Here is a 15614-nt window from a genome sequence, read left to right as displayed (position 1 = left end):
GCCGCCGACCCGCCGTCAGTTCGCCCGGGCCGTCCGTCGGACCACGTCGAGCATGAACGACGTGACGTCGATCTTCTCCTCGAGGAGGCGGTCGCGTTTCCGCCGCCACGTCTCGGTCGACTCCGGGTCGGCGAACAGCTCCGTGGCGCGCTCGACGGCGGTCCGCTCGTCGCCGATCGACTCCAGCAGTTCGTACGTCCGCTCGAGTTCGACGAAGTTGCTCATGTCGTCGCCGGCCACGAACGAGTTCGACCGGATCGCGGGCGTGCCGAGAATCCCGGCCTCCGCCGCCATCGTCTGTGAGTCACCGACGTAGAGGTCGGCGTGATAGAGGAGGTCGTGGATGGCCTCCGGCGGCACCGGCAGCCGGTACCGTTCGAGGTCCGGCGGGAGCGACGATTCGCTGGTGATGTACACGTCCCCCCGCTCGGACAGACGGTCGATCAGTTCCCGCTTGGCCTCGTCGGAGAGCCCCTGCTGGCCGACGTCGTGGTGCGCGCCCCAGGAGACGAACCGGACGACGGCGTACCTGTCGTCGGCGTCGACGCCGTGGCGCGCGAGCAGTTCCGGGTCGGGGTCGAAGCGGTTCGGATGGAGGTACGCGAGCTCGTGAAAGCCGTCGTACCGGACCTGCTTCGGCCCGAGGTCGCGGTCGTAGTTCGTCGGCGTGCAGATGACGTCGGTGAACGGATGCGTGATCCGCGCCGCACCCCGTGCGGCCTCGCTGTCGTCGAAGACGACGCTCGGGCGGTTCAGCGCGAACGAGGCGTGCGCCGCGGGGGGGTTCAGCCGGCTCACCACCACGTCGGGATCGAACGACCAGACGGCGCGGAGCATCCGGAGCTCCCTGCCCGTCCACTCCGTGACGAGCGAGAGCTTCGAGTCGCCCTTCGCCGACAGCGGTACGTGTTCGATCCCGTACGCGTCGAGCAACTGCGTCGTCAGGTCCTTCTTCCGGGACGTGACGAGGGTCTCGTGACCGGCGCGCTCCAGCGCCTGCACCGCGTGTCTGAACAGGTGAACGTGCGCCGGATGACTGACGTCGAACAGGACCCTCATTCCAGGTAGCCGAGGTCCTCCAGTCGCTCCTTCACCTCTTCGCCGTCACCGGACGACGACTCGCGGTCCTCCGTGAGCGGGGACCGGTACTCGACCGCCCGCTGTGCCGGGTCGGACCCCGGTGCGAAGACGTCGAGCACGTCGCCGTCCATGTCGTCGGGGACGGCGCCGCCCATCAGGTGGATGATCGTCGGCGCGAGGTCCGAGATCCTCGCCCGCCGGTCGCGCGACCCGTTCTGAAAGCTGGGGCCGGACATCAGGAAGATCCCCTCCGGCATGTTGCCGCCCTTCCAGACGCCCTCCTCGCTGTACCAGGAGTCCGGGCCGATGGCGTCGCTCGTGTGGACGTTCGCCGTCTGCTCGACGAGCAGGTCCGGGGCGCCGTCGGCGTACTCGCCCTCGTAGTACTCCTCGCCGCGGTGGACGTCCTTGACTATCTCCTCGCCGGTCACCGGGTGCGAGAGGCCGGTCAGTCGGTCGATCAGTTCCGAACGGAGGCGCTCGTACTCGTCGCCGTCGGTCGGCGTGAGGTAGATCGGGCCCTGCGTGCTCGCGACGGCCGACGTCTCCTCCCAGTCGATGACCGACAGCACTCGGTCGCGCTTGATCCCCTCCTCCCAGGGGATGATGCGCTGGATCTGCTCGGGGAGCGCGCGGCTCAGCGGTTCGACGATCCCGAGGCGCTTCGCGACCGCGAGCGCGCGTTCGCGCGTGAGTCCGACGTTCCGGAGGACCTCGTCCACGCTGCGTTCCGTCTTCAGGTAGCCGTTCTGAGCCAGCCACGTGTTGATATAGAACACGGTGTCGACGTGGGCGGTGCCGTGGTCCGACATCACCACGATGTCGTGTCCCTCGTCGAGGAACCGCCCGACGTTGCGGTCGATCCGCTTCCAGGTGCGCAGGACGGGTTCGTCGCGCCAGAAGTAGTGCTGGAGGGCCATGTTGTAGAAGATCGTAAGGTGGAGGAAGTCGGGCGACTCACGGTCGAGCAACTGCTCCGCCGCCTCGAACCGCTTGTCGACCAGATCGAGGACGGCCTCGATCTCCTCCGGTCCCTTCTCCGACGGCGAGATCATCGGCGATGGGTGGATCTCGTAGTCGAGTTCCTCTCGGAGGAACTCCTCTATCGCCGGCGGATCGGTGTACCCCTCCTTGAGCGACCGGTACTCCGTCTCGGAGGCGTCCGGTCCGCCGGCGACCACGAAGCCGTCGATGGACTTCGGCGGGTACGTCGACGGTTTGTTGATCACGCCGGCGGTGTGGCCCTCGTCGTTGAGGTAGTCCCACAGTTCCGGGCTCTTGAAGTCCGTCGAGTCGTGGAACACGTGGTCGCGGGACCGGGTGTCGATCCGGTCGAACCGAAACACGTCGAACCGGCCGGGGTTCTTCCCGGTCGCGTAGCACTTCCAGTTCGGCACCGTCAGCGGTGGCAGGTAGCTCTCGGAGACGCCGCCCACGCCCTCGTCGACGAGGCGGCGCAGGTTCGGCAGTTCGCCGTCGTCCAGCCACTCGTCGATCATCTCCCAGTTCGCCCCGTCGAGTCCGATCGTGATGACAGTCATAGTACGTTCATCCCCCGTTTGACCGCGTTGATCGCCTGGTCTTTCGTCCACTCGCTGATCAGTTCGCCCGCCGACCCCGCCCACCGATTCGGATGGACGAGGACGCAGGCGCGCGACACCTCCCTCGCGTAGAGCAGTTCCGCGAGCTCCCGGGTCGTCTCCACCTGCACGTGCTTCTCGCTCTCGCCGACGGGGTGGTCCTTGACCTTCAACGACCCGTCGCGCCACGTCCGCCCGGTGTCCGAGAAGTACGTCACGTCGGTGAAGTCCATCGAGAGGTACGCCTCCCCGAGCAGGTCGTAGGCCTCGAACCCGCGCTCCCCGTCCCACATGTCCCGGTTGTCGTGGGCGGTGAGGGGGTTGCCGTGCATGCAGACGGTGTCGACGTCGGCCACCTCGCGGACCTTCGCCAGGTTGCGGGCGAACGACTCGTGGGCGGCGTCCCGGTCGCCGTCGGCCCGGTCCATGTCCTCGTAGTGGTAGCCGACCTCGTGACCGAGCGACTCGACGGCCCGGATCAGGTCCGGTCGGTACGTCTTGTCGATCGTCCGGAAGTAGTACGTACTGGGCACGCCGAGCGCCGACTCGATCCGGGCGAGGTCGAGCGCGTTCTCCGGCTTCCGGTCGACGTCGTGGCGGAGGACCAGAAATCGGTCCGGGAGTTCCGCTCGGTCGAGGTACTCCCGAACCGTGAGGAAGTCGTAGCCGTTGCTCAGCCCCGCCTTCAGCAGGCGCTCGTACGCGTCGTACGTGAAGTCGAACCCGTTCACGATCGACCGGCGCTCGGTCGCATCGGTCCGGCCCTCGGTGGAAGCGGTAGCCATCGGCGTCATCACCGGCTTGTCGTCGCACCCCGCCCCGCCCGGAGGAGCGGAGAGACCGACGGAATCGAGCGTCCGACGCCGATACGAGACACAGAGGATACCTTCGATTGCGATCGTAGTTTCACAGGATACACTTCGAGGCCCGTCCCTTTGTTATCAACCGCCTATGACGGTCTACCCGGCTAATCGGTCGATTCGCGGACGGCCGAGGATCGCTGAGTGCGTCCGGACCGTCCAGTGACCTGACGCACGGGGAGTCGACCGGCGACAGCCGTCCAGTCCCGGGGTTTTGAGCCGTTCTAGCGTGAACGCCTGCCACGGCCGCCGCTCGGATATGTTCCTCATAACAAAGCCCGTCCCCCGGGCGCATAGTTACCGAACGCGCATGAGCACACGGGGACCTTATCGGTCGGTGACGACGCTGGAACGCTCGACAGCCGTCGGAGACGAGTAACCATGGACGGAAACGGCAGCCGAACGCTCGTCCTGGGTTTCGACGCGCTCGATCTCACATACCTCGACCGGTTCGCGGAGTCGCTACCGAACTTCGAGGCGCTGCGGTCCAGCGGCGTCGAAGCGCCGCTGGAGTCGACGTTCCCGCCGTGGACGGCGAGCGCGTGGCCGTCGATGTACACCGGCGTCGACCCGAGCCACCACGGCGTCTACGGCTTCTTCGACGTGGACGGCTACCCCCTCGACGCGGACATCATCTCGCGAAACGACGTGAAGGCGCCAGCCATCTGGAACTACCTCGACGGCCGGGACCGCACCTCGGTCGTGATGAACGTCCCGGTGACGCACCCGGCAGAGGAGATAGACGGCGTCGTTATCCCGGGGTATCTGGCTAACGAGGAGGCGGACGGCCACCCGGCCGGCATCCGGGACGAGCTCTCGGACGCCATCGGCGAGGAGTACCGGGTGTACTCCCGGGCGGAGACCGCGGACGACCACGAGGAGAAACTCGACGGGTTCGTCGACCTGATACGCCTCCGCGAACGCGCCGCGGTCGAACTGCTCGCGACCCGCGACTGGGAGTTCGCGTTCGTCCAGGTACAGAAGACCGACACCGTCTTCCACAGCTTCGACGACGACACCGCGTTCAGGCGCGTGTACGAGGCGGCCGACGACCTGCTCGGCGCCGTCCTGGACGCCGTCGACGACGACGTCAACGTCGTCGTCTGCTCCGACCACGGGATCGGGCCGAAGCGGGGGTACCAGATCCACGTCAACGACGTCCTGCGGGATCACGGCTTCGTCGAGGCGACGACCGAACACGAGTACCAGTCGCTGTCGACGATGAAGGGCGAACTCACCGGAGAGGCGGACGACGCCGCCGACGAGACACCGGCACTCGTCGATCGGGGGCTGTCGACCCTGTGGCGGACGCTCGACGCGGCCGGCGTCTCGCCGGGCGAACTGTACCGGACGGTCGAGCGGTTGGGCCTCGGCGACGCCGTCCTCGACGTCCTCCCCGATTCGGTCCGCGACGCCGCCAGTCAGAACGTCGACTGGCGGGCCTCCCGCGCCTACTGCCGCGGGTCGTCCCGACTCGGAGTGCGGATCAACCTCGAGGGGCGAGAGCCGAACGGCGTCGTCCCCGAAGACGAGTACGAGCGCGTGCGCACGGAGATAATCGACGTCCTCCGCGAGCTGAAGACGCCCGACGGTCGCCCAGCGTTCGAGTTCGTCGTCCGCCGCGAGGAGATATACGACGGCCCGTTCGCCGAGGGCGCCGACGACGTGCTGTTTCTCCCGGCCGACATGGACCACTCGGTGTCGACGAAACTGTACGGCCAGCGGTTCGTCTCCGTCGACGACTACGACCACAAGCGCGACGGGGTGTTCCTCGCCGCCGGGCCGGCCTTCGACGAAAGCGCGAGCATCGAGTCGCTGTCGCTGACGGACGTGGCGCCCGCGGCGATAGCGTCGATGGGGCTTCCGGTCCCGTCCCGAATGACGGGGTCGGTGCCGAGAGAACTACTCCGCGAGACGCCCGAGACTGCCGAGTACGCGGACATCGAGTACGAGAGCGTCGACGAGGACGAGCCGAGCGACGACGAAGAGGTCACCGAGCGGCTCGAAGACCTCGGTTACCTGTAACCGCTCTCCGGCGAAACCGCGCCGTTTCTGAGTGCCCCGGTCGCTACGACTCGTCGTCCTCGTCCAGAGTGGGGTCGCCCGGCACGTACCGGAGGTTGTCGTCGCCGTTGGAGTACACCTTCGAGTGGCGCTCCCACTCGATCGGCATCGGACCGAACACCGTCGCCGTGCTCCCCTGGTGTCGTATCTGGTAGGATGCGTGGTTCGAGTGACTGTACTGCCTGTCGGCGATCAGAACGTCGCCCTGGTACTGTACCTCCTCTTCCGATCCGTAATCGGTGATGTACGGGGCCGCGGGGTGTTCGTAGTAGCGCTCGATGACCTGTCTGGCGACGCGGTCGGCGATGACCGTCGTCTCGTCGGCGTTCCGGTCGGCGAAGACGTACATGTTCCGCTCCGTGTCCGTCGTCGAAAGGCGCTGTGCGCCGTTGGCGTCGTCGAACACGGGCCCGTCGAGCGACCCCGGATAGTTCCACAGCATGAACGCGGAGTACGGCGTCAACAGCAGGAGCACGACCACGCCGGCCGTGAGCAGGTGCCCGGTGCGAACCGTGAGGTCGGAGGCGATCACGTACACCCCGAGGCCGCCGAACATCGCGAGCACGACGTACATGAAGCCGACCCACCGGGTCGGCAGGAAGAGGTCGAGCCCGAAGATCGGGCCACCGAAGACGATAAACGACATCGCGGCGACGAGCGAGCCGAGCCCGACCGCGAAGCGGTGGGATGGGTCCGAGAGCTCGGTCCGGTCGAGCCAGTAGACCGCGCCGACGATGCCCAGCGCGAACAGGATCGCTATCCCGATGATGTGTATCGGCGTGAGCGAGTTCGCACCAGAGAGCGTGAAATTGCCCGTTTCGGGGAACACGGCGCCCCGCTCTCCCCCCGAAGTGATCATGAGATAGAGATTGGTCACGATCACCTCCGCGAACGTCGTCTCGCCGCCCGGACCCTCCATCCGCGTGCCGAACCACTGGATGACCGAACTGACCGAGAGGAGCCCGATCAGAACCGCGCTGCGGGAGTCGAACTCGCCGCTCCAGGTCGTGGCGGCGACGAGGAACGTCCCGATACTGAAGAAGGTGATGAACATGCTCAACTGGTGGTTGAGCACCTGCCCGACGAGTCCGAGGACGAAGAGAACCAGATAGGCCGTTCCGCCGGTTTCGAGGTACTTCACGGCGGAGAGCAGGAGCAGCGAGAAGAGGACGATCCCGAGCGTAGTCGGCGTCAGGTGAACCGACTGGGCGACCGCCGAGTCGGCGACGATGTACACGAACCCGCTGAGGACACCGACCCGGGGCGTCCACAGCTGTGCGATGACGGCGTACGTCACGAGCGTCGGGACGGCGACCGCGAATATCGCGGTCGTCAGGAACGCGGCGTCGCGCGGCGTAACCCCGAGGACGCCCGATGCGGCAGCGGTCTGGACGTGATAGAGGGGCGAGAACCAGTACTTCGACTCGGCGGCAACGAGCGGTGCCATGCTTCCGGTCGCCGCGATCTCCTCCGCCATCCGGAGGTGGAAGAGACCGTCGAGACCGATCGGGGCGGCGCTCGAGTAGTAGATGAGCGCGCGGTGAACGATCCCCGTCGAGAGCAGCATCGCGAGCGGGAGCGCCATGCTGTCGAGATAGAAGACGAGAAAGACGACCACGGCGTACGTCGTGAGCGTCAGAACGTGAACCGGGAGTGTGCGGGCGTATCCGCTGGTCAGGTAGAGGACCAGCGTCGCCAGTATTAGCATGAGGTAGCCGAACAGGGCCGCCTCGTTCGGTAGCGCCGGCCACTCGACGTCGTACTCGTGCTTACGAACGGCCAGAGAGCCGACCGCCCCCGCGAGGAGCAGGGGTGGGATGGTGAGCGTGTACGCGTTCGGCAGGAAGAACGCCAGACCCAGCCCGATCAGCCCTAACAGACCGACGATAGCGACTAGATTTCTCGGATTTGTTGTGAAGTGCAGCGTCCGCTGCCGTATCGACATATCGCCCACTATACTATCAAAACACCTTGTTATTCCCTTCTTACGCACCGTTGTAACATACCTTAGGATCCGACGATATCCCCGTACAGCGTCCGAACGTCGACTAGTCCGCTAGCAGTGGTGAGAAGCGCCCAGACGAGTCCGCCGGCGAGGACGACGGCGAACAGCGTCGGGAGGTCGACGATGAACGACCGGAGGAGGACGACCGCGACCCCGAGCGCCATGGAGATACCGCAGATGACGCCGACGGTGGTCGCGAGGTCGCGCAGGTCGAGCGACAGCTGGTCGTCGATGTAGTAGACGTTGACGATGGTGTACAGCGTGTACGTGAACATCGTCGCGGCAGCGGCGCCGACGACGCCGTAGATGGGAATGAGGTGGAGGTTCAGCCCGAAGTTGAGCAGGGCCATGCCGCCCAGCGCGTACGCGCGGATCCGGGCGAGGCCGAGGTAGTCGAGCGCGTCGCTGGTGAGCTGGTTGATCGCGCGAAGGATGACGAAGCCGCTCAGCACCTGCAACACGGGGACCGCTCCGAGGTAGTCCGTCCCGAAGACGTGGCGGATCGTCGGCTCCGCCACGAGGAAGAGACCGACGCTCGCCGGCACGTAAAACAGGAGCGTGTACTCGAGGGAGGTCTGGTAGATCTCGCCCGCGCGCCCCGAGTCGTCGCCCGCCTTCTGTTCCCCGAGCGTCGGCGTTATCGTGAACCCGAGCGATGCCGCGGGGATGGCGATGAAGTTGACGAGTTGCGTCGCGAGCGTGTAGTAGCCGACCGCCGCGTTCGTGAGCAACGCCCCGACCAACACGACGTCGACCTTTCGGTCGAGGCGGACGCCGGCCTTGATGATCGTCGTCGGAACGCTGTACTCCAGTATCCGGCGCGACAGTCCGGGCTCGGGACGGTCGGAGGGATCGAACGACGCATAGAGTTTGTACAGCAGCGGAACTCCGACGACGACCCCGACGAGGTAGCTCATCGTGTAGCCGACGAACGCACCGAGAGCCCCGAAGCCGAGCACGACGAACCCGGCGGCGAACACCAGTCGGCCGACCCCCTCGATACTGGTGAGCGCCGCGGACAGGGGCACGCGATTGAACGCCTGAAACACGAGTCGGAGGTAGTTCATGTACGTGTAGAACGCGACGTACCCGATGCCGACGAGCAGGAACGGCACCATCGCGGGTTCGCCGACGAGCCGAGCGATCTGCTCGCGGAAGAGGCCGATGACGGCGCCGACACCGACCAGCATGACGAGGATGTACAGCGTCGTCCGCCGCAGGATGAAGGGGATCTGCGACTCGTCTTCCGCCAGATACTGGTTGACGTAGCGCGCCGCGGACTTCGACAGTCCGAGGCTCCCGAACAGTTGACCGATCGCGAGTACCGAGAGCGCGAAGTTGAGCAGGCCGTACTCGCTCGGTTCGAGGAGGTACCGAGTGAGCAGCAGCATCAGCACCGCGTTCGAGACCTTCGACGCTAGCTGCCCGAACAGAGACGCCTTTAACCCCCGGAGAAGTCGGTCCTTGATCGTCATCGGTGATCCGCTAGGGTCGCCGGTCGTAGCGCGAAACAGTCGGGCGGAGCAGCTGGAGACTCTCAGACGGACGCGCACGGCGGGGACGATCGGTGTTCATCACCAGTGGCTACGTCAGCATCGAGGCTTTGTAATAGACCACTTACAGGCAGGCGTTCCCGAACGAAAAGGAGAGCAGCGAACGGACGACGACCGCCTACTGGCTGTTGAACTCGATGTGGGCGTTCCCGTCCAGGTGCAGTTCGGTCACCTGACCGGAGAACCGGTACCCGTCCTTACCGCCGGCGACGAACCCTTCCGCGTGGCCGTCGGCGACGACGTCACCGTCGTTGATGCTGCCGAGATCGGCGTCCTTCTCGATGTCGCCGGTCACCTTGAACCGGTAGGTGCTCCGCGTGCCCGACTGGGTCCCGTCGACCACGAGCGAGTTCGGGAGCGCCGTCGAGTCGGAGGTGTCGTCGGTAGAGTCGCCCGAGCCGTCCGTGGAGTCGGTGGACCCGGTGGCGGCGACGGGGTCGTCGACGAGCTGGCCGTCGACGTAGACGTCGGCGTCGCCTTCCAGGAAGGTGAACTCGGTCACTTCGCCGACGACGGCGAAGGCGTCCTCGTGGCCGGAGGAAGTGACCCAGCCGGACGCCGTCGTCCCGTCGATGGCGTCCCACGTCTCGAGGGAGCTGTCGGCGCCTTCGAGGGCGTCGCTGGCGGTGAACTCGTAGTTCGTCGCCGTACCCTTGCCGACGATACGGAGGGAGTGCTCGGTCGACTGACTCGAGTCGTCGGTCGAACCGTCCGTGGACCCGTCCGACGAACCATCGGTCGAACCGTCGGTCGAACCGCCCGAACCGTCCGTGGATCCGTCCGACGAGCCGTCAGTCGCGGAGACGAGTTCGTCCGCGGTGACCTCGGTGCCGTCGAGTCGGAGGACGTAGTTCTCCGCGTTCACGCTCGCCGTGAACTCCTGAACGACGTCCGTCGACGCGAGTCGGTACGCGTCACCGTAGCCGTTCCCGGTCACGCCGGACACGGTGACCGTCCCGTCGTCGTTCGCGACCACTTCGTCGTTCGACTCGGAGACGGGACCGTTGCCGTAAAGAACGCGCTCGACGTCGCCGCTGGCGGTGAACTCGTAGGAGAACTTCGGTCCGCCGTCGACCGAGACGACGTCGAGGACCGGCATCTCGGACCGGTCGCTACTGTTTCCCGTATCACCGTCCCGGGTCGGGGCGGGACAGGAGTCGTTCTTCGTGATGTTCGACGTCGTCCCGTCCGAGCTCCGCATCACGACGGCGCGACCGGAGACGTTGATGTTCGAGCTCTCGACCGCGCAGTTGCTCGAGTTCTCGAACACGACGCCGTGGCGGTCCTGCCCGGTCTGGTGGATACAGCTGTTGCGAACCGCGGAGCCGTCGCGGTCCTGGATGGAGATGGCGCGGCCGCCGTCCGCGTCGCCGGTGACGCTGACGTTGTCGACGACGACCGAGGTGTCGCCGCCGATGGCGGGCGTGCGGGCGTTGATAGCGGGGTAATCGGCGTCCATCTGGATGCGCGAATCGCGGATCATCGCGCTACCGCCCTCGCGGTGGAACTTGATAGCGCCCTGGGAGCGCGACGCGTTCGGGCCGTAGATGAAGTCGCAGTTCTCGACGAGAATGTTGCGGCCGTTCCGGATCCGGACGCCGCGGGCGTTGATGCCGGTCCCGTGACCGGGCACCTTCTCGTCGTTGACGATGAGGTTGTTGCGACAGACCGATCCGGGACCGCCGAGACGGACCGCGGCGACGTTGTTGTTCTTGAACGTGGAGTCCTCGACGATGGTGCGGCCGCCGCTGCCGTTGGACCGACCGGGGTCGGAGGCGTACACCGCGTTGTTCGAGAAGTTCTCCAGATGCATGTTCCGCAGGACGATCGTCCCGGCGTGGTTGCGACCGGTGTAGAAGCCGACCGCGTTGTCGCCGTCGCCGCGGCGCGGGCCGACCCAGTGACAGTTCGTGACCTGGGCCGTGGCGCTGCCGTCGACCACGTCGACGCGCATGAACATCCCCTCGCCGTGCTTTCGGCGGATCCGGCCGCGGACGTTCAGGCCGTTGATCGACACGTCGCCGTTCGCGCGGATATAGGTGCGACCGCCGCGGCCCTGCCAGTCGTAATCGATGCCGTCGATCTCGATGTTCGAGACGCCGGTCAGCGAGATCCAGTTCCGGCTACTGACGTTGCCAGGGCGGAGTGCGGGCTCCGCACCGTCGGCAGCGATCATGCCGAAGTTGTTGAGTCCGGAGAGCGAGAGACCGTCGAGGCGGTACGTACCGTCGGGGAAGACCAGCACCGTGTTGTCGCCAGCGTGCTGGTTGATGACGCCGTCGATCGGGTCGCTACCGGTCGGGTCCGCCCCGGCGTCGACCACGTCGACGACCGTGTCGTACTGGCTGCGTGCGCTGGAGGTACCGGAGAGGACGCTAGAAGCGGCGCCCGCCGAAACCACGCCGGCGGCGGCTTTCAGATACGACCGCCGGTCGATAAGTGAACCTTTCCGATCGTCTCCGTCAGTAACGACATCCTTACCCGTTTCGTCGTCCGCATGGCCGTTTACCATAATCGGCGAAAGCCAGCATTACTTAATTACTGTTCTTACGGTATCATAACCACATTAGAGTAAGAACGTCGTAATGGCCACCAGTACGCATTATTTAATTACCATTCTCGAATGAGACAACTCTCTCGAGAAGCATCTATTACGGAGTGGAGTAATGCGATCCTACCGCGGGCAGGAGCACGGATCCGGGGGCTGCGGTTTCCAAGCTCCGATTTATGATCTCCGTACCGCCGTTAATACCCCCATTAACGGCCGCTTACTCCCCGCAGGTGGGGCCACGTTCGACGTTCTCGACCTCGACGGACGAGTTGTGAGTGACGATGGCGTCGCGAGATACCGTGATCGTCGTATTCGCTACCTGACAGTTGTCCGCGTCGGTGAACACGATCCCGTTCCGATGGTCGCCCGTCTGGTGGATACAGGACTGCCGGATCACGGACCCCGGGCGGCCAACCACGTCGACCGCTCGCCCGCCGTTGGCGGCGCCAGTTATCGTCACGTTCTCTACCGTGACCGAACCGTCGCGGTCGCCTGCCGGCGGTTCCGTGTTGATGGCCGGATAATCGGCGTCCATCCGGACGTCAGTGTCCCGAATCGTCGCACCGCCCGACTCCGGGTGAAACTTGATCGCGCCGTAGGAGAAGCCGGCATCGGACCCGAACACGAGGGTGCAGTTCTCGACGACGTGGTCGTGTCCGGTGCGGAGTCGGATCCCGCGTGCGTTCATTCCAGTCCCGTGAGTCGGAGGCGCACGTGGGACTTCGATCCGCGTGTTCCGCACCGACGACCCCGGACCGCCGAGGCGGACCGAAGCGACGTTGTTGTTCCTGAGCAGACAGTCGTCGACGTGAACGACGCCCCCCGCCCCGTCCGACCGACCCGGATCAGACGCGTATATCCCGTTGTTCGAGAAGTCCTCGAACACGCAGTTCTCGATCGTGATCACGCCTGAGTGGTTGCGGCCGACGTACACGCCGCTCACGCTCGCTTCCGAATCGGGGTCGCCCCGCAGCTCCACGGACTCCAAGACGGCGCGACCGTCGTACGTCTCTATCTGGAAGACGCTGTGGTTGTCGGCGTTGAACCGCCCGATCGCCGAGACGTTTCTGACGGTGATGTCGCCCGAACCGGCGATCGTGATCTCGCCCCCCGTACCGTCGTCGCGAAAGTCGAGACGGAGCCCGTCGATGTAGACGTGGTCGGCGTCGATAAGGGAGACCCAGTCCGTATCGCTTCGGACCTCGCCGCCCGGAACGATGGCCGGCTCGGCCCCGTCGGCGGCGATCATGCCGACGCGCTCGACGTCCGTGAAATGCATCTCCTCGAGTTCGTACCGGCCGTCGCCGAAGATGAACAGCGTGCTGTCGACGCCGTGCTCCTCGACCACCGGGTCGAAAGGCGTCAGGCCCCCGTCGCTCTCCGCGACGGCGGCGACGTCGACGATGTTCTCGAACTGGTCGAGAAACGTCCGCGAGTCCGCGCCGCTCTCCGCGTACTCGGAGATCTCTCCGGCGACGGTTCGCTCCTGGTCCTCCTCGTCGGGGGAGTCCTGCCGTCGCGAACACGCCGCGAGCGCTCCCGTCGCTGCCGTGGCTCCCAGCGCTTTGAGAAACCGACGACGGTCTACTGAAGGACTGTCCCCGCTCTCGTCCACACCCGCCCCTCTGGTATCCTGACCACATTGTTATGAGCGGAATAGGGCTGTTAGCCGTCCCGAAACCTACCTTATGAATACTCATCTACATTTTTGACCGAGTTACCACTAGAATAGAGAGTATAACAAAGTGCTGTTGTCGGCTCAGAAAGAGGCGAATGACTGACGGTCTGACCGAGAAGGTACCGCTTGACGTCCCGTTACTGTTGTTGGTGATCGTGGGGGCAGCACTCGCTGTCACGAGTGAGATCGGGCCGCTACAGGTCCTTTTCGGCCTCCCCCTCCTCCTGTTCGTTCCTGGATACGCCCTGACGACGGTGCTGTTTCCCAGCCGGCCCTCGAAGTCGGACAACACGCCGCTGTACGATGCGTCGCCGTTCTCCGGCGGAATAAACGTCGCCGAGCGGCTCGCGTACTCGCTCGGCGGGACTATCGTGCTCGTCAGCACTATCGCTATCGCGTTGAACTTCACGCCCGTCGGGATCGAACCGGTTCCGCTCGTCGCGATCGTCGGCGTGCTGTCGGCGGTTCTGCTCCTCGTCGGCGCCGTTCGTCGGGGGCAGATCGACCGGCACCGCCGCTACGAACTCCCGGTGGGGCCGGCCGTCGCGTCCGTGCTGTCGGGGGACTTCGTCCGCAAGCCCGGCAGGGAGCAGCTGTGGACGGTCATGGCCGTAGGGGCGCTCCTGGTCGTGCTGGCGACCGGTGCGTACGCCGTCGCGGAGGCCCCGCAAGAGGACCCTCACACCGAACTCTATCTCCTCTCGGAGAACGAGTCGGGCGAACTCGTCGCCACGAACTACACGACGGAGGTCGGGGGCGACGGCGAACTCCCGCTCACCGTCGGCGTGTCGAACCACGAGGGCGAACCCGTGGAGTACACCGCCGTCGTAGAGACCCAGCGCGTCGACTTCTCGGACGGGAACGCGTCGGTCCTGGAGACCGAAGAGCTCCAGCGGTTCCAGGCCAGCGTCGGCCAAAACGAGTCCACACGGGAACGGCTCACGCTCGAACCCGAGATGACGGGCGACGACATCAGAGTCGCCGTCCTCCTCTACAAGGGCGAGCCTCCGGAAGACCCGTCGATGGAGAACGCCTATCGGACCGTCTACCTCGAAATCTCGACCGAGTAAGCCGGCCGCACCCCCTCGTACGTAAGGGGGCGAAGGCCCGACACGAAACGGTATCCAGAAAGGGCTATCCGAGCGTGTTTGGGGTCGTGCCCTCCTGAACGATCTCCTCGTACAGTTCCTCGGGCGGGCCCACCCACGCGCCCTGTTCGAGCGCGTATTCGACGATACGACGGTAGAGACGGCGATACCCGGGGAACTCCTGTTCGTTGAACATGCGGAGGTGCCAGAGAATGGTGACGACGGCCTGGCGCTCCCCGGCCTCGTCGAGGATGCGGCGACACTCCTCCCAGGCGCCCTCGATGTCGGTCGACACTCCGGGGAGACCCACCTCCATGATGGTCAGGGGGAACACCGCGAACTCGTCGTCGAAGGGGTGCTTGACGTCGTCGCCGTACTTGAAGCCGTACTCGGTCTTCGCTCCGAGACTGGCGTCGTACTGGAACCCGATCTCCCGGTGGTATCGCCACGTCTCGGGGATAGAGAGATTGAGGTAGTGCTGGCGGCACCCGGTGATCGAGTGGCCGAGGACGTCCTCGAGCGCCTCCTTCTCGTATTTCAGGCGCTCCGGGTCGGTGTAGGACTCGTAAGAGCCGTGCAGCCCGATCTCCCACCCGCCGTCGTCGAGCGTCTGGATGACGTCGACCATCTCCGGCGACTCGATATCGTACCGGCCGATGTACCGCTTCCAGTTTTCCAGCCGGAACCAGTCGGTCGGGGACTTCTCCCGGAAGAGGTGTTTCTCGTTGAGGAAGTAAAACGCCGACCGCACGCCGAGCTCCTCCTCTAACTCCATCACCGTCTCGAACTGCCAGTACGGGTTCGCACCCGGGGCGAGCGACCGCAGGTGAGACGGGTCGCGCTCCGTGATCGCGTAGTACAGCGACTGGTACGTCTTGTACGGACGGTCGACGTCGTGGGTGAGACAGAGCGCGTACTCGGCGTCCTCCATCACGAGCGATCCACCCCGTCCGACAGTTGGTCGCCGCGCCGCGCCGAGGTGGCCCTGGACCCGACGCCGGCTGCGGAAACCGCGCTCGTAGAACGGCGTCGGCCGCGTGCGCCTTCGCTACGGTTCGTTCGACCCTCGATCCGAGATATCATTTTCGTGTTACTGGCTCGTATTGGTTTGTTGTTATAAGCTCCTTACAGCGAGCAGGCGAACGGGGAGATCGG

General features: G+C 65.5%; 10 protein-coding genes. 2 read left to right on the top strand and 8 right to left on the bottom strand.

Annotation, left to right across the window (positions count from 1 at the left end; all coding sequences use genetic code 11):
• Positions 1-15: 15 nt before the first annotated feature.
• The 3 genes from D8670_RS19630 to D8670_RS19620 are packed head-to-tail and all read right to left on the bottom strand — an operon-like array spanning position 16 to position 3445.
• Positions 16-1059 carry a DUF354 domain-containing protein gene (locus D8670_RS19630; protein ID WP_121819815.1) on the bottom strand — a complete coding sequence of 348 codons (1044 nt, stop codon included), beginning with the start codon at positions 1057-1059 and terminating at the stop codon, positions 16-18.
• A complete protein-coding gene (locus D8670_RS19625; RefSeq protein WP_121819814.1) occupies positions 1056-2621 on the bottom strand; it encodes an alkaline phosphatase family protein in 1566 nt (521 codons plus the stop codon). Before D8670_RS19625 ends, D8670_RS19630 begins: the two co-directional genes overlap by 4 nt.
• Positions 2618-3445, bottom strand: a complete 828-nt coding sequence (locus tag D8670_RS19620) for a polysaccharide deacetylase family protein (RefSeq protein WP_233752286.1) — start codon at positions 3443-3445, stop codon at positions 2618-2620. The genes D8670_RS19625 and D8670_RS19620 overlap by 4 nt, the downstream gene beginning before the upstream one ends.
• 456 nt (positions 3446-3901) lie before the next feature.
• Between D8670_RS19620 and D8670_RS19615 the strand changes: the two genes are divergently transcribed.
• The gene (locus D8670_RS19615) at positions 3902-5545 is read left to right on the top strand and encodes an alkaline phosphatase family protein (RefSeq protein ID WP_121819813.1); all 1644 of its coding nucleotides are present in this window, start codon (positions 3902-3904) and stop codon (positions 5543-5545) included.
• 43 nt (positions 5546-5588) lie between these two features.
• Here the strand turns inward: D8670_RS19615 and D8670_RS19610 are convergent, their stop codons facing one another.
• The 4 genes from D8670_RS19610 to D8670_RS19595 form a co-directional block, all read right to left on the bottom strand.
• Positions 5589-7529: a hypothetical protein gene (locus D8670_RS19610; protein WP_121819812.1), complete on the bottom strand. Its 1941-nt coding sequence runs from the start codon at positions 7527-7529 to the stop codon at positions 5589-5591.
• Positions 7530-7591: 62 nt separating this feature from the next.
• The gene (locus D8670_RS19605) at positions 7592-9064 is read right to left on the bottom strand and encodes a flippase (RefSeq protein WP_121819811.1); all 1473 of its coding nucleotides are present in this window, start codon (positions 9062-9064) and stop codon (positions 7592-7594) included.
• Positions 9065-9260: 196 nt separating this feature from the next.
• A complete protein-coding gene (locus tag D8670_RS19600) occupies positions 9261-11654 on the bottom strand; it encodes a hypothetical protein (RefSeq protein WP_162994384.1) in 2394 nt (797 codons plus the stop codon).
• A 256-nt stretch (positions 11655-11910) separates the two neighbouring features.
• A complete protein-coding gene (locus D8670_RS19595) occupies positions 11911-13308 on the bottom strand; it encodes a right-handed parallel beta-helix repeat-containing protein (protein WP_121819809.1) in 1398 nt (465 codons plus the stop codon).
• A gap of 158 nt (positions 13309-13466) precedes the next feature.
• Between D8670_RS19595 and D8670_RS19590 the strand changes: the two genes are divergently transcribed.
• A complete protein-coding gene (locus D8670_RS19590; RefSeq protein ID WP_121819808.1) occupies positions 13467-14441 on the top strand; it encodes a DUF1616 domain-containing protein in 975 nt (324 codons plus the stop codon).
• Positions 14442-14505: 64 nt separating this feature from the next.
• Here D8670_RS19590 and D8670_RS19585 read toward each other — a convergent pair whose 3' ends face one another.
• A complete protein-coding gene (locus tag D8670_RS19585; protein WP_193569478.1) occupies positions 14506-15390 on the bottom strand; it encodes a polysaccharide deacetylase family protein in 885 nt (294 codons plus the stop codon).
• Positions 15391-15614: the final 224 nt, after the last annotated feature.

The organism is Halostella limicola (assembly GCF_003675875.1).
Taxonomy (GTDB): Archaea; Halobacteriota; Halobacteria; order Halobacteriales; family Natronoarchaeaceae; genus Halostella; species Halostella limicola.
Note: the sequence above shows the minus strand (reverse complement) of the source record. Positions and strands in the feature narration are given on the sequence as shown.

Coding starts and splice junctions, on each gene's coding strand:
- D8670_RS19630 (WP_121819815.1), bottom strand. CDS start 1,059: ATGAGGGTCCTGTTCGACGTCAGTCATCCGGCGCACGTTCACCTGTTC.
- D8670_RS19625 (WP_121819814.1), bottom strand. CDS start 2,621: ATGACTGTCATCACGATCGGACTCGACGGGGCGAACTGGGAGATGATC.
- D8670_RS19620 (WP_233752286.1), bottom strand. CDS start 3,445: ATGGCTACCGCTTCCACCGAGGGCCGGACCGATGCGACCGAGCGCCGG.
- D8670_RS19615 (WP_121819813.1), top strand. CDS start 3,902: ATGGACGGAAACGGCAGCCGAACGCTCGTCCTGGGTTTCGACGCGCTC.
- D8670_RS19610 (WP_121819812.1), bottom strand. CDS start 7,529: ATGTCGATACGGCAGCGGACGCTGCACTTCACAACAAATCCGAGAAAT.
- D8670_RS19605 (WP_121819811.1), bottom strand. CDS start 9,064: ATGACGATCAAGGACCGACTTCTCCGGGGGTTAAAGGCGTCTCTGTTC.
- D8670_RS19600 (WP_162994384.1), bottom strand. CDS start 11,654: ATGGTAAACGGCCATGCGGACGACGAAACGGGTAAGGATGTCGTTACT.
- D8670_RS19590 (WP_121819808.1), top strand. CDS start 13,467: ATGACTGACGGTCTGACCGAGAAGGTACCGCTTGACGTCCCGTTACTG.
- D8670_RS19585 (WP_193569478.1), bottom strand. CDS start 15,390: ATGGAGGACGCCGAGTACGCGCTCTGTCTCACCCACGACGTCGACCGT.